Origin of the sequence: Psychrobacter sp. APC 3279, assembly GCF_030407795.1 — a bacterium.
Taxonomy (GTDB): domain Bacteria; phylum Pseudomonadota; class Gammaproteobacteria; order Pseudomonadales; family Moraxellaceae; genus Psychrobacter.
Genome location: NZ_JASDCR010000001.1, coordinates 190,045 through 203,527, shown reverse-complemented (window position 1 = coordinate 203,527; position 13,483 = coordinate 190,045). Strand labels below are relative to the sequence as shown.

The following is a 13,483-nucleotide window of genomic DNA, read 5'->3' as shown; positions in this document are numbered from 1 at the left end:
GAAAAATTGTGTGTAGATAATTTCATGTCTATGCAAAAAAATCAACGAGCGAATGACGCACCGTGTTGCAATAAAAGTAACGTTATTTGACTCAATTCTTATGATAGATAAAAGGCAAAAAAATGATGGAAGTTGAATATAACTTACTTTTGGTGTTGGTCTCATACGCCATTGCAGTATTTGGTTCTTATGTTGGCTTAAACCTTGCCATTCGAGTACCTTCTGCTAAGCCAGGAACGGATTTGTATTTTTGGGTAGCACTATCATCGATTGCTATCGGTGGTGCGATTTGGTCTATGCATTATATCGGTATGATGGCTGTAGATATGAAAATGCCTGTGACTTATGACTTGGGTCTGACGATTGTCTCAATGCTACTCGCGATTTGTTTCGTTGCGGTCGGTATTGTCATTGTAGGTCGCGGTGAACCAAGCGTTGCTAAGTTAATTAGTGGCGGCGTGCTTACTGGGCTGGGTGTTGCAGCTATGCATTATACCGGTATGGCCTCTATGCAAATGGACGCTACCATGTCATATAATATACCGCTACTTATCTTATCGATTGTGATTGCTATTGCAGCTGCTATCGCTGCACTATGGTTGGCATTCAATCTACGTGGTACATTACAGCGTTTTGGTAGTGCTTTCATTATGGGTATTGCTGTTTGTGGCATGCATTATACTGGTATGGCCGCGATGGAAATGACGATGACTGATCACACAATGTCTATGGATTATACCCATGCAGGAGCCATCTCTTCATCTATTATGATCTTCATCGGTTCAGCAATCGTATTGAGCTTACTATGGGTCATTGCTTCTAAAAATGCACCTAAGCAAGCAACATTAGCGTTCGGTGAGTAATTTTAAACACTCATTTTTAATACCAATTGAAAGTGAAAATAAAAAAGGTTTTTAGATATTAATCTAAAAACCTTTTTTTGTGCCTATTCAAATCATCTGCTAACCACGTGCATGCTTAGTAGACTATTTATTCATAATCCTTTTCAATTTTGACACTCATCATAATAGAGCGTACTTGGCATGGTTCAATATGCTGAATATTGGTCTCTAAGTTAGGTTTCTCTGACAAGCCTAACCAATAAGAAAATCCGACTTGCGTTAAGTCGATCCCACTATGAGAGGTATACCCAATACCACCTGATGGGCGGCTATTAATCTCAAGAACACGGTGCTGACCGCTATCATCAGCTTTGGTTTGTACACTGACGATACCATCACAGCCAAAAGACCTAATCAAAGGGATTACAACATCCATGACAGACTGCTCATAACCAACATGTTGTATTTTTCCTGTTTTATGACGAGTGACAGCAGCTAGGACTTCGCCATATTCACAGACCACATCGATAGAGTACTCTTGCCCTGACAAATAAGGCATGAGCAACATTGGAATAGGGCGCTCGTGTACCATTTGGCTGTTGGTATAAGCATTTACAAACTGGGCCGTATTAATTTTTTTCTCTTCAGTGAAGTATAAATGCTCAAAGCTATCGTACGCAGTACTATCTGCTTTACCCGTGTCTAGTCGCCAAAACCCTTGGGCAAAAATACCGACAACAGGTTTGACGCATAGAGGTTGGTTACCATGCTCGGCTAATAAAGCCTCAAGCTCCGCCGTATTGTCAAAAAGCCATGCGTCTGCCACTGGAATGTTATGAGTGTGACAATGCTGCATAAAAGCAAATTTATCATCGATTGATTCTAGTGCTGTTACGCTGGTTGCGCCCGTCAATAAGCGAATACCAGCAGCGTCAAATTTTTCACGATGCGCTTCATAATCAATACCATTGCGTCCAGTCAGCAGTACTTTTACGTTATTCTTTTGAGCTTGTTCCAATACGAATTGCCAGCGTGGTATAGCAGTTTCATTAGTCATTTGGATATCAGTATCTACAATCGAGTCAGATGGCTCGCGATAAACCATATCGGCAAATTCGAAAATCTCAGGTCTATTATGACGGTGTGAGGCAATAACTTGAAAAGGGTTTTTTGAAGGACTGCTTGATTTGTTCTTTAGACTTTGTAAGCTCTCTAACATATCACGCTGGCTAGATTGTCCTTCAGCTAACCACGCCGCTACTGGTATTGAAGGGTTACTATTGTCAGCAAGATTATTCATAATTCTCTCAGCGTTATCGTTAGGTGTAGGGGAGTGGGCAAGTCAATATTGCTACTGCAAATCTAGTAGTAATATTAGCAAAGGTATACGGTTTAATAGGACGTATTATATACAAATGATATGCGTTATAAACGCCTCTGATAAAATAGTCATAGGGATTTGTAAGGATGACTTTATCGCTTATATCGCGATTGTCTGGTTCAAAATTTTCATAATATCCATGCTACTATATGATGATAGTCAGCATGACAATGACAACAGCATAATAAATAATCTAAAGGACATATGATGAGTCAAAACCAACCTCAAAAACTAATTGCAGGTGCCAATGCGCCACTACCGACTGACAATATTAGCATTCGTATTTTAAGCCAAAATGCCATCGATTGTGCCGCTTATCGTCTGACTAATGACGGCAAAGTACGCGGTGATGGTGACATGATATTTTATGGTCAGACACGTAGCGATGATGGTAGTGTTAGCTTCCGTGGTCATGACAGTGATGGGTTTTTTGATATTAATTTGTCTGCACAGCCTGCAACTATTGAGAAAATTGCCCTAGCGTTCTCTAGTGCGCAAACACTGTCGCAAGTTGGCGATGTGGACATTCAAGTCTTGCAGGGCAGTCAAGTGCTGATGAACTGTCAGTTGAGTAGCTCTGGACGTAATGAAAAAGCTATTATATTGGCTGAATGCTATCGCAGACAAGGAAACTGGAAATTTCGTTTTATCGCCCAAGGTTTTGAGGGAGGGTTAAAACCTTTATCTGAGCATTTTGGTGTGGAAATTGCTGATGAAGCGCCTGCCCAAAATCATAACCCTGCACAAAGCCAACCTCAACCTATCAACACTCAGCGACCAATCAATACGCAAAAAGCAAGCAGCACGTCTCAAGCCAACAACCCGCCACCAATCCCTGTAAGTCCTTCGATTAACTTAAGTAAGATAACGTTAACTAAAAACCAATCTAGCATTAATCTTAAAAAACGTGATGATTTTGGCAAAATTTCGGTCAATTTAGATTGGAATCAACGCCCCCAAAGTGATAGAGCAGCGCCCAAGAAAGGGATACTGGGAGATCTGTTTAAGCAGCATCAATCAAGCGGTATCGATTTAGATGTCGGCGCTATGATTCATCTAAAAAATGGTGAAAAAACCCTGATTCAAGCGTTGGGCAATCGCTTTGGTAGCTTGCAATCAGCGCCTTATGTTTGCTTACGTGCGGATGATAGAACGGGGCAGGTAAGCGGCGGTGAATGGCTAGATATTAACGGTCAGCAATGGTCGCAGATTGAAGAGGTGTTTATCTTTGCATTTATTTACGAAGGCGCACCTAACTGGGAAAAAACCGATGGGGTTGTAACTATCCATGTGCCAGAGCAATCACCGATTGAGACACGTTTGACCGAAGGTGCTGGTAATCTACCAATGTGTGCCATTGCCCGCTTGGTCAATCAACAAGGCAGTATCAATGTTGAGCGTATCAACCAATACTTCAAAGGTCACCAAGAAATGGACAAAGCATTTAACTGGGGCTTTAGTTGGAAGCGTGGACGTAAATAGTATTCTTAATTATAAGTAATAAATATAAAAGAGCGGCCCAACTATTGATAGATGGGCCGCTCTTTTTTGAAACAAACTATTTAACTAGATTGGTAATAATCCAGTTAAAGTCTCAAGTCAATTATGCATGCGGTGTGATAGCAGGCATTAAGTCGTGGAAAGTACGGCCAGAAGCTGTCTCGCCAATCGCATGCATTTTCCATTCATTGTTGTGACGATAAACTTTTGCCATTACCATCGCTGTATGTCCACCTTGGGCAGACAAGTTATAACGTGCTACTTCACTATTGTTATTGGCATTAACGATACGGCAAAACGCATTTTCTACTGTCTCAAACGTTTGACCAGTAAAGCTATTAACTGTAAATACCAATGAGACCACATTAGCAGGTACTCTTGAGAGATCGACATTGATGACTTCATCATCACCATCACCGTCGCCAGTACGGTTATCGCCAGTATGCACGATACTGCCATCTTTCGATTTTAGCTGACTGAACCAAATGGCATCGACTGCTTGCTTATTAGCATCGAACATGATGCATGAAGCATCTAAATCGATAGAGTCGCCGCCAGAACCGCCGCCGAATAATTTTCCTAAGAAACCACCTTTTTTATCTTGTGGCCCTTGAGCGACATCCCAACCTAGACCCAATTTAACTTGAGTAAGCTCGCCACCAGCTTCTTTGCTTAGGGAGATTTTTTGACCTTTTTGAAGACTAACTGCCATGTGAGTATCCTTATAATAATTGTGAGTAAAACCGTTTAAAAATAATGCTAAAGAGTATTATAAATTGCGAAAGGTGCTATAAGATATTGTCTAAAAATCCGCCACCGCCGCCACGTCCGCCTGAGCTACTACCTAAGACGCTTTGTATCCAACCTTGATAACTGTCGCGATTGCGCGAGCAAATAATGACTTTGCCACTTCCTGAAAAGTTCAGAACCATACCTTCGCCACTAGTGACAGAGTTGATGATATTGCTCATGATGCCTTTTTTCTTACTGGTCGAAACTGACAGTTTGTATTCAAGGTTTGAGTCCCAGCAGACCACATGACCGTTATCAATAATGACGTCTTTGTTTGGTGTGACATCAATCTCGAACAACGAGCCAAAACCAGATACCACGACTTGGCCTTGGCCTTGAGTCTGCATTACCATAAAGCCGCCCGTATCGCCAAACACTGCACCGCCTAAGTTGCGCTGAATATTGGCTCTGATATCGACGCCAGTTTGGGCCGCGACAAACGCACCATCACTCAATGTATACTGCTGCTTACCAACTTCTATGATTTGCATATCACCATCAAGCGTAGGCGCAAGCAGACAGTCGCCTTCACCATTAACCGCTTCAATCTGCTGTTGAAACAACGATTCATCGTTTGCAAAGCGACGCATCAGTGACTGCATCAGGCCACCTTGTAGCTTACCTTTTAACTCAAGGTTAGACTCCATCATTACCATTGCATTGGCTTCACAATATATCGAATCGCCTTTTTTAAGATTACAATGCAAAAAAGGTTCAATAGTACCAATTAAACTGAATGTTGCGGCCATGGCTTGCAAATCCTTATTCTAATATCTTTGTTAAATGCTCTTGATGTGTGCGTGTGCTTTTATGTGCTCTATAGATTTTAATGATAAGCCAATTAAATTTAAAGCCATCAAATGCGTTAAAGGGGCACACTTGATGGCTCATTAGATCATAACCAGACGTCTGATTATGATAATTGGCTTGCTAAACGTTTACGTTGGTTTTAACGTTAAACATTTACGCCATAAGAGGCTGCTAATGGTCCAAGACCACCGCTGAAGCCTTGACCAACCGCACGGAATTTCCAATCACCGCTGTGACGATATAATTCACCGAAAATCATCGCTGTTTCAGTGCTGCCGTCTTCTGATAGGTCGTAACGAGCGATTTCAGACTCACCATTGTCGTTTACAACGCGGATATAAGCATCACCAACTTGACCGAAGTTTTGGTTACGTGCTTGGCCTTCATAGATGATGGCACAGATAGCTACTTTGTTGACGTCAGCTGGAATGCTCGCAAGATTGATTTTGATTTTCTCATCATCGCCATCGCCTTCGCCAGTACGGTTATCACCAGTATGCTCAACAGCGCCGTTGTCTGATTTTAGGTTGTTGAAAAAGATAAAATCTTGGTCGTTACGGACTTTGCCTGCTTCGTTAATCAAAAAACCGATTGCATCTAAATCAAACTCTTGGCCGTCAGTGGCACGTGGATCCCAGCCTAGACCGACTGTAATGTTAGTTAAACCTGGCGCTTCTTTTGATAAGTTTACGTTGCCGCCTTTTGTTAAGCTAATAGCCATACAAATATCCTTTGGATTAATAGTTAAGTGGATTGATTGATAAAAAATAAACTAAAAGTTGTGCAGTGACTGATACCTCAGAGCAAATAATAAAAACTTACCTGTACGCTATGCCCTGCATATCATTAGGTTTTACTATACTAAGCGTTTGCTCACTAAGCAAGGCGTATTTTGTGCACTTACTATATGTTTACTAAGGGACATAATACTTCTGTATCTTTGATAATTTCTAATCAACTTAGCAATAGTCGTTAAGATATTGTTATGAAAAGTAATGTTTCATACAAAAGGGATTTAGCACAAAGATAGCTTAGATAAAACAATCGCTTTAAAAAGCACCGACTGACTATATGTGCTTATAATAAACCAACTCATGGCTTAGGTATGCTTCGCAGCTAGTATGAGAGTATGGCATTATATAAAAAACCTATTTAGATAAATATACATGTATCTCTTATTCTGCAAAAACTGACCAGCCAGTTTTTTGTACGAAGCGCTCTAGTGCTTTTAGTCCAAGCTTAGAGTTACCTACATGATCAAGCCCTGGTGACCAAACCGCGATAGAACCTTTACCAGGTGCTATCGTCAAAATACCGCCACCAACGCCGCTTTTGCCTGGCAAACCCACGCGGTAAGCAAATTCGCCAGAACCATCATAATGACCACACATCATCATCAACGAGTTAATACGGCGTGCTCGTTTTTCATTGATTACGCGTACTCCTGAGTGCTTATCAACTCCATTAGACACTAAGTACAGACCAGCACTGGCCAACTGTTGGCAGTTCATTGCAATTGAGCACTGATGAAAATACGTACCTAATACATTATCCACATCGTGTCTTAAACGACCAAAGGATTTCATAAAGTGCGCCAGAGAGGCATTTCGGTCCTTGTGCGCCATCTCAGAAGCCGCTACTTTATGATCAAAGCGAATTGACTCATCATCTGCAATGAGGTGAACAAACTGCAGGATTTCACCCAGTGTTTCTTTTGGCTCATGTCCCATCATGATGGCGTCGACAACTGCGATTGCCCCAGCATTGATAAAAGGATTACGTGGGCGGCCAGACTCATGCTCGAGCATCACAATTGAATTAAAAGGATCGCCAGATGGTTCGCGTCCGACGTGTGTCCAAAGTGTATCGCCTAGCTTGCCAAGACCAATGGTCAAGGTAAATATTTTAGAGATACTTTGGATGGAAAACAGAGTGCTTGCATCACCTGCTGCATACATATGCCCATCAGGAGTCGCTACAGCTATACCGAACTGGTTCGGATCGACATGAGCCAATTGCGGGATATAATCTGCTACTTTGCCGCGGTCAGTTTCTCTTGCCATCTCTGCGGCAATATCATCAAGAATTTTTTGCATATCGTTTATAGGGTCTTTTTTCGACAATTTATTTAAGGATGAGGATTTTAACTGAAGATAGGGTAATAGTAACAGGGCAAACGTAATTTTAACCATTGATTGTCTCAATTATTGGTTATTTCGATATGTTGGGGCTTTGATATGACCTGATAGGGTGGCAAAAACAGTATGACAAAAAAACAGGCCATACCTGATGATATGACCTGCTTAGATGTATAACTAGATACAGATTACACTGAGAACATGCCTTAGTTTAAGCTGGCTTTCTCAGCTTTACGATGCTGAAGTGACGCTAGCAGCGCCCAACCAATAAAGGCAATACCAATCAGACCAGTGATAATCTCTGGCACGTGGAACTTCACTGACAATAGCATAATCAGTGCCAATGCGCCGATTGCATAATGTGCGCCATGCTCAAGATAGATGAACTCGTCAAGCGTGCCTTTGTCTACCAAGAAGATAGTCATCGAACGTACGAACATCGCACCAATCGCAAGACCTAACATAATAACAATCACGTCATTGGTGATTGCAAATGCGCCAATCACACCATCGAAACTGAATGAAGCATCTAGGACTTCTAAGTATAAGAAACCAATGATACCGCCCTTCATAATGGCACTGGTTGCCGCAGCGCCCGAACCATTTTCTTCGTTTTCTAGGTCTTCTTCCAGATCGCCCTCGAGCATACCTGATACAACCTGTACGCCCAGATAAACCAAGATACCCCAAACACCTGCGATTAGGACAGCGCTTGACTGCTCTGCATTAGCCCACGATACCGCAATCATCAAGACGATAAGCGCTACAAATACGCTCATGGCATCGACTTTACCTAGCTTGGCTAAACGGCTCTCAAGCCAGTCAAACCAATGTACTTCTTTGTCATCAAAAATAAAATTCAAGAATACCAATAGTAAGAAGATACCACCAAATGCTGAGATTTCTGCATGGTGCGCCATCAGTCTTGCTGAGTACTCTTCAGGGCTATATAAAGCCAAGTTGATGACTTCCATCATACCAAGGTCGGCAGTAACCGCGACGATGACAATAGGGAAGACCAATCGCATACCGAATACGGCGATTAGGATACCAACGGTTAAAAATATCTTTTTCCAAAATTCGTCCCAGCCCTTGAGGACTGAAGCATTGACCACCGCATTATCAAAAGATAATGAAATCTCCATGACGGCCAAAATAGCGGTAATAGAAAGAGTGGCTATCATGCCACCCATACCGCCATGTGAATATCCCCACCATGCTGCTATTGCCAAAGCAATTGCGGTAAAGATAAAGTCTAAATAAAAATGTCTCATGACACATCCTGTATGGTTGCGTAAAGCTAAGGTCTACCTAGTATAGGCATGAACCGCAAAAAAGCGGTTATTACTAACCACTTTTTATGCATAATTTTAAACGAAACGTAAAGCATTACTAGTCATTTGGCCATTAAAAATTGTGACTATTTGCAACGATGGCGGTTTGCTATTTTGGACGTGATGACGGTGACTAATAACTGACTAAATACCAGTAAATAATGGTTTTAGATATCAACACCGTATTGCTGACACATCGCTTGCAAGCCGCCCGAATAGCCTTGACCAACAGCACGGAATTTCCATTCGCCGTTGTGACGATATACTTCGCCAAACACCATCGCTGTCTCTACAGAGTAGTCTTCTGCTAGATCAAAACGTACGACTTCAGTGCCTGTTTCTTCATTGACAACACGGATAAAGGCGTTTGCGACCTGACCAAAGTTCTGGCTACGCGCAGCCGCGTCATGAATAGTCACTGTCACGACTACTTTATCTACATCTGCAGGTACTTGAGTGAGATTTACTTTGATAACTTCATCATCACCGTCGCCTTCGCCAGTACGGTTGTCACCAGTATGCTCAACAGCGCCATTGTCAGACTTCAGCTGATTGTAAAAGATAAAGTCGTGATCACCGCGTACTTTACCCGCGCCATTTAGCAAAAAAACGCTAGCATCGAGATCGAACTCAGCACCAGAGGTGGCGCGCTCATCCCAGCCAAGACCGATAAGTAGCTTGGTTAAATTTGGGTCAGTTTTCGTTAGCGATAAATTACCGCCTTTATTAAGTGATAAAGCCATGGTGTTATCCTTTTTATTAGACGTTAGTGGTTTTATAAGGTCATCGAAAAAAGGCGATGCTTACGCAATAACTGCGCAAATCTATCGCCTAGTAACGCTCTATCATAGCAACAAAAAATGGCCCAATCAAAGCTGATTGGGCCATTGTTATATTTCATATACATTCGGCAAAAAACAGAAGTTTCAGGTACTTATATTGCCCTTATAAATCTATAGTCTTATTTATCAAAATCCTGTTTACGGACTTTAGATTCTAAGCTTTAAATTTAAAACTTCGAATTATAGACTTTGACGATGACGAATCTCAAAGCTTTGATGAATCGGCTTTTTGATATTGAAATCAAAGCCAATGGTTTTTTGCGTGATATCAATGATGTCATAACGCTGAGTCAACTGCTCATCTAACTCAAAACGCGTAAAGTTGTTAGAAAAGTACAAGACACCATCAGAGGTTAGACGGTTCATCGCACGATTAATCAATGCAGCATGATCACGTTGCACATCAAAAGTACCTTGGAATTTTTTAGAGTTTGAGAAAGTCGGCGGATCAATAAAGATAACATCGAACTGTTCGGTATTGTCTTTAATCCACTCAAAGATATCGGCAGCAACGAATTGGTATTTATTGCGGCTAACGTCCAAACCGTTCAAGACAAAGTTTTGTTTGCCCCAATCTAGATAGTTCTGTGACAAATCGACGCTAGTGACTTTTTTCGCACCAGCAAGCGCTGCATGCACACTTGCGGTACAAGTATAAGCGAACAGGTTAAGTACTGCTTTACCGCGACTGTTATCTTTGATACGAGCACGCATATTACGGTGATCGATAAACAGACCAGTATCTAAATAATCTGTAAAGTTGACATACAGGTAGGCACCATCTTCGCGCGCAACATGAAACTTGCCACGTTTTTCTGTGGTGTTCTGCTTGCTGTACTGATCGTTACCAGACTGACGAGCACGCGTTTTGATAAAGATCTGTTCACGGTTAATATCAAAGACTTCACGGATACCCATCAATGCCAAGTTAAAGCGTTTCTTTGCAGTTTCAGGTGGGATGGTCTTTGGCGGCGCATATTCTTGCACATGCGCATAATCACCGTATAAGTCGATCGCGACTTTGAAATCAGGTAAATCAGCATCGTAAACACGAACGTTGCTTACATTGTCTTTTTTGGCCAGTTTCTTGAGTTTAGCAAGGTTTTTTTGCAGACGATTAATAAAGTCTTGACCATCTTCTACTTCGATCTCGCGTTTCTCAAAACGACTAACAAGATTGCCCGTTTGCCCAGCGATAAGCGTTCCGTAGCGGAAATAGACGGTGATAGCACCATTATGACAGCGTAAGGTTTTTGGTTCTTTAATCGGTAGAATATCTACTTGTTCAACATGAGAGGCCAATATGCCAAGCATCGGGTCAATGCCACTACCAGCAAAGCTGTCTTGCAATATCAGCCCAATCGCTTGATACAACGGCTTAATCATTTCCTCATCACCCAAACGCTCACCATATGGTGGGTTGGTAATGACCAAAGGATTGCTCAATCGACCATCATTAACCAATGGCTTGAGCACGTTGCTGAGTTGGTCAAGCGCACGATGTTCGATATCGAGTAGCGGTAAAATGTCCTGTAGACCTGCGGCAATTAAGTTCTTTTCTGTGGCAAGAATCGCACCACTATCAGCATCAAAGCCTAGCATAAGTGGCAACGTATCAGGCTGCTCGTTGGCAATCTCTAATGCTTCGCGGAAACGTGTTTGAGCATCATCGATCATCTCTTGCCATAGCGTCTCATCATGATGCTGCCACTGGTAAAAGCCAAATTGATTGGCCGCTTTGTCGATACCCACGGCATAGTCGCAATGCATCAATAGCGCTTCAATAAGGAAAGTTCCAGAGCCGCACATTGGGTCGATTAACGCATTATAGAAAGGTGCATCGCCAGCTTCGTTTTTCTTGTGCCAACCAGCACTATAGAGTAGGGCAGCTGCTAAGTTTTCTTTTAGTGGTGCTTCTGTCATGGCCACACGGTAACCACGGCGATGCAAACTGGTACCTGATAAATCTAAATATAACTCAGCTTGCTTGTCATTGATAGTTGCAAAAACAGAGAAGTCTGGGTTTTTGCTGTCGACGTTAGGACGGCTGTCGTAAACTTCGTTAAAGGTATCGGCAATCGCATCTTTGATACGTAGCATGGCAAATTGCTGACTGACAGCGACACGCTTATCGACAGACAGACGAATAGCAAAGGTTTGCTCCAAGCTAAATTGCTCAGTCCAGTTGACCGATTTTGCCAAGCCATATAGCTGCTCTGCGACATCGTATTCTGCATTGATGTTTTTACGTTTAATCAGCATCAATACCCGCGAGGCCACGCGTGACCATAGGCAGATAGTATATAGCTCACGTAAGCCACCAGTAACAGCTAGACGGCCGGTACTTTTGATTTCGCTGTCAATGCCAAAGCTGGTTAGCTCAGTCTGCAGTGGTGCCTCAAGCCCATCGGCACAGGTAATAATAAGATCAAGCGACAACTCTGGTGAAGCTGCTGTTAGAGATGCGGGCGCGGTTTGTTCGGTCATACGGGTACCTGTGGGCTAAATTGACAAAAAAGCAAATAATAAGATAATCGGTGTAACCGGCAATTTTACCATAATTCACAGTAGGATGGTTCAAAGTAGCCGTGTTTAAGATTTTAAGATGTGATAGTTAAATACGTGACAATAAATTCTTTACTTACCCTTCGTCAATGGTAATTCCTCTGGAACGATTTGAGTGGTGGTCGCAAAGGGTTTGGTTGCAATAGGGTAGTCGACATCTTTTGGCATCAGCAATCGCATATGCGGATAGGGCGTAGAGATGTTAGCCGCATCAAATGCGACTTTAATCTCTTCTTGCAGCACTTCTTTGATTTTGGGTATGCGGGCAACGGCTGCTGGTTTGACCCAAAAGCGTACGATAAAGAACACCCCGTACTCACCAATTTCTGCCACAGTCGCTGAAGTCTCAGGACGATTAAGCACCGCATCGGTATCGCTGAGTACTTGCAAGATTTCCTTGCGAGCTGTCTCAATATCATCTTCGAACGCGATACGTACACGAATATCAAAACGGATAAAGTTCTTGGAAGTCAGGTTGATGACTTCTGATGAGGCAACATTGGAGTTCGGGATAATGACAGTGATATTGTCTCGAGTGAGAATATGAGTGGTGCGTAACGCGATGAGTACCACCCGCCCTTCATTATCATTGATATGAATCCAATCACCGACTTGAAAAGACTGCTCAAGCAGAATGGTGATACCAGCGATAAAATTAGCAAGGGTAGACTGAGCGGCGAAACCAACCGCCAAACCAACAATACCCAAACCCGCCACTAACGATACGATGTCAAAGCCAAATTGAGCCATGACGCTGGCAAGCCCGAGTACCAATAGTAGTACAGATAAAATATTTTTGAGTAGCTGCTCTATGGAAGCATTGAGACCATAATGCTGCAGGACTCTGTGAATGATTTGTCCTGATGATGCCCAAAGTACGTAATAGATACCTGCCCAAGTGCTTGCCTTCGCGGTGGCTTTGATGGTTTCTGGCTCAAAGTTTATCTGACTCATAATCGCTATCAGACTGGCGACAATCCAGACATAGCGCAAAACTGAACGGACAATCTTGGTGCGGCGCTCATTTAATCGAATTTTGGCACGGCTTTGTCTAAGGATATAGTTGGCCAACCAATAAAAAAATCCCAATACCGCAAGCAGTATTAGGATTTTGATGCCAGTGCTCGCCAGTTCTACTGCTTGAGAGGACCAATTAAGTGACTCTTCATCTATAGAGCCGCCGAGAGCAAGATATAGGCTAGTATGTAAGTCGCGAATGATCTCTTCAAAAAAGTCGGTAACACTAGCGATTGGCATTTTTTCGTCCATGCAGGATGTA

General features: G+C 42.5%; 11 protein-coding genes. 2 read left to right on the top strand and 9 right to left on the bottom strand.

What is annotated here, in order from left to right; genetic code table 11:
- Window positions 1–122 precede the first annotated feature (122 nt).
- The gene (locus tag QL898_RS00665; RefSeq protein ID WP_290175457.1) at window positions 123–863 is read left to right on the top strand and encodes an MHYT domain-containing protein; all 741 of its coding nucleotides are present in this window, start codon (window positions 123–125) and stop codon (window positions 861–863) included.
- A 127-nt stretch (window positions 864–990) separates the two neighbouring features.
- Here QL898_RS00665 and QL898_RS00660 read toward each other — a convergent pair whose 3' ends face one another.
- Window positions 991–2,142, bottom strand: a complete 1,152-nt coding sequence (locus tag QL898_RS00660; RefSeq protein ID WP_290175456.1) for an ATP-grasp domain-containing protein — start codon at window positions 2,140–2,142, stop codon at window positions 991–993.
- A 288-nt stretch (window positions 2,143–2,430) separates the two neighbouring features.
- Between QL898_RS00660 and QL898_RS00655 the strand changes: the two genes are divergently transcribed.
- Window positions 2,431–3,705, top strand: coding sequence for a TerD family protein (locus QL898_RS00655; protein ID WP_201549163.1), 1,275 nt, complete (start codon window positions 2,431–2,433; stop codon window positions 3,703–3,705).
- A 121-nt stretch (window positions 3,706–3,826) separates the two neighbouring features.
- On the opposite strand, the gene QL898_RS00650 is transcribed toward QL898_RS00655, so the two are convergent.
- The 8 genes from QL898_RS00650 to QL898_RS00615 all read right to left on the bottom strand — a co-directional run bounded on the left by QL898_RS00650 (window position 3,827) and on the right by QL898_RS00615 (window position 13,461).
- On the bottom strand, window positions 3,827–4,435 hold the full coding sequence (locus tag QL898_RS00650) for a TerD family protein (protein ID WP_057760836.1): 609 nt from the start codon (window positions 4,433–4,435) through the stop codon (window positions 3,827–3,829).
- Between the two features lie 76 nt (window positions 4,436–4,511).
- The gene (locus QL898_RS00645) at window positions 4,512–5,264 is read right to left on the bottom strand and encodes a TIGR00266 family protein (protein WP_201549165.1); all 753 of its coding nucleotides are present in this window, start codon (window positions 5,262–5,264) and stop codon (window positions 4,512–4,514) included.
- 206 nt (window positions 5,265–5,470) lie between these two features.
- Window positions 5,471–6,046, bottom strand: a complete 576-nt coding sequence (locus QL898_RS00640; RefSeq protein ID WP_057760832.1) for a TerD family protein — start codon at window positions 6,044–6,046, stop codon at window positions 5,471–5,473.
- A 454-nt stretch (window positions 6,047–6,500) separates the two neighbouring features.
- Entirely contained in the window at window positions 6,501–7,421 is a 921-nt protein-coding gene (locus QL898_RS00635) for a glutaminase (RefSeq protein ID WP_290175455.1), read from the bottom strand.
- A 248-nt stretch (window positions 7,422–7,669) separates the two neighbouring features.
- Entirely contained in the window at window positions 7,670–8,737 is a 1,068-nt protein-coding gene (locus QL898_RS00630) for a DUF475 domain-containing protein (RefSeq protein WP_057760827.1), read from the bottom strand.
- A 227-nt stretch (window positions 8,738–8,964) separates the two neighbouring features.
- Window positions 8,965–9,540 carry a TerD family protein gene (locus tag QL898_RS00625; protein ID WP_057760825.1) on the bottom strand — a complete coding sequence of 192 codons (576 nt, stop codon included), beginning with the start codon at window positions 9,538–9,540 and terminating at the stop codon, window positions 8,965–8,967.
- A gap of 279 nt (window positions 9,541–9,819) precedes the next feature.
- Window positions 9,820–12,126, bottom strand: a complete 2,307-nt coding sequence (rlmKL, locus tag QL898_RS00620) for a bifunctional 23S rRNA (guanine(2069)-N(7))-methyltransferase RlmK/23S rRNA (guanine(2445)-N(2))-methyltransferase RlmL (protein ID WP_290175454.1) — start codon at window positions 12,124–12,126, stop codon at window positions 9,820–9,822.
- Between the two features lie 150 nt (window positions 12,127–12,276).
- Window positions 12,277–13,461 (bottom strand): mechanosensitive ion channel family protein, encoded by a 1,185-nt coding sequence (locus tag QL898_RS00615; protein WP_290175453.1) that lies wholly within the window; start codon window positions 13,459–13,461, stop codon window positions 12,277–12,279.
- Window positions 13,462–13,483 lie beyond the last annotated feature (22 nt).